Origin of the sequence: Paenimyroides baculatum, from assembly GCF_008629655.1 — a bacterium.
GTDB lineage: Bacteria > Bacteroidota > Bacteroidia > Flavobacteriales > Flavobacteriaceae > Flavobacterium > Flavobacterium baculatum.
Genome location: NZ_VWSG01000029.1, coordinates 1 through 1,508, shown reverse-complemented (window position 1 = coordinate 1,508; position 1,508 = coordinate 1). Strand labels below are relative to the sequence as shown.

Below are 1,508 nucleotides of genomic sequence, written 5' to 3'. Positions count from 1 at the left end.
TTCAGCGGAACCGCAACTGCCCAATCAATGAAAGAAAAAACCGTAATGGTTGGGGGTGCAGCGATGTATCCCTCTAAAAACATCATAGAAAACGCCGTAAATTCAAAAGACCACAAAACACTGGTTGCAGCGGTAAAAGCTGCCGGATTGGTAGAAACCTTACAAAGCAAAGGACCTTTTACCGTTTTTGCGCCAACCGATGCCGCTTTTGCGAAATTACCAAAAGGTACGGTGGACAATTTGGTTAAACCAGAAAACAAAGCGACGCTTACAAAGATTTTAACCTACCACGTACTTGCAGGGAATTACAGCGCTAAAAAAGTTTGGGATGCAGTGAAGGCAGGTAAAGGAAAAGCAGCAATGAAAACGGTTGCGGGCGAAACCTTAACTTTTTGGACAAAGGGTAATGACCTTTATGTTACAGACGCAAAAGGTAACAATGCCAAAATAACTATTGCAGACGTAAACCAATCTAACGGTGTAATCCACGTGATTGATACCGTATTAATGCCGTAACATGCGCAACTATCAACCTAAAAGTTAAAACCGAATATTATGAAAAGAACTTTAATAAGCGTATCAAACGATCAAGCGAATCTGGATACCAACCGAAGAAATTTCTTAAAGCTCAGCGGCGTAGGTCTTGCCTTGGTAGGACTAACAATTGTTGGCTGCGAAGACGATATAAACCCTATCGAAGACAACAATATTTTTGATTTGGGTAAAGGAGATGTAGGAATTTTAAATTATGCCTACGCACTGGAACAACTGGAAGCCGATTTTTACACCAAAGTGGTTAACAACTTTTATTCAGGTATTTCAAGCAAAGAAAGACAACTATTTACAGATCTGTACCATCATGAAGTAATTCACAGAGATTTCTTTAAGGCAGCTATCGGTGCGGCAACAACAAACCTGCTTCCAACATTGGAATTTCAATATCCAAACGTAGATTTTAACAATAGAAATTCTGTACTGGCAACTGCAAAAGCATTAGAAGATACCGGCGTTGCGGCTTATAATGGTGCAGGAAAATACATTACGAACCCTGATTATCTGGTAATTGCCGGAAAAATAGTTTCGGTAGAAGCCCGACATGCATCAGCAATCAGAGATTTGATCAATCCGGGTTCATCAGACTTTTCAGGTGACGATGTAATTGATGCCAACGGTTTGGATCTTGCAAAAGAACCTAAGGAAATTGTAATGGCAGCAGGCGGATTCATAAAAACGCCGTTTACCTGGAAAGAACAGGGAATTCAGTAATTATTCATTTAAAACCTATGTATCATGAACATTCTTAAAATATTGGATAAACTTTCTGACGATAAATTTTTCAGTGCAGAAACCTCAAGACTAGACGTCCTAACAAACATAACAAATTTTAGTACCAAAGCAGCAATAGCAGCCATTCCGTTAGGATTGGGGACCTTATTATCTGCACCGGCAAAGGCAGCAACCGCAACAACGGCTTACACTGCGCGTGCGGGTGCACTTACGGATGCGCT

The 1,508-nt window shown here is 40.6% G+C and carries 2 protein-coding genes and 1 pseudogene; all 3 read left to right on the top strand.

Annotation, left to right across the window (positions count from 1 at the left end; all coding sequences use genetic code 11):
- On the top strand, positions 1-516 hold a 516-nt coding region (locus F0460_RS16055; protein ID WP_150015118.1), incomplete at its 5' end, for a fasciclin domain-containing protein.
- 39 nt (positions 517-555) lie between these two features.
- Entirely contained in the window at positions 556-1,266 is a 711-nt protein-coding gene (locus F0460_RS16050; protein ID WP_150015116.1) for a ferritin-like domain-containing protein, read from the top strand.
- A gap of 24 nt (positions 1,267-1,290) precedes the next feature.
- Positions 1,291-1,508, top strand: a pseudogene (locus F0460_RS16045) (ferritin-like domain-containing protein); the annotation flags it as partial.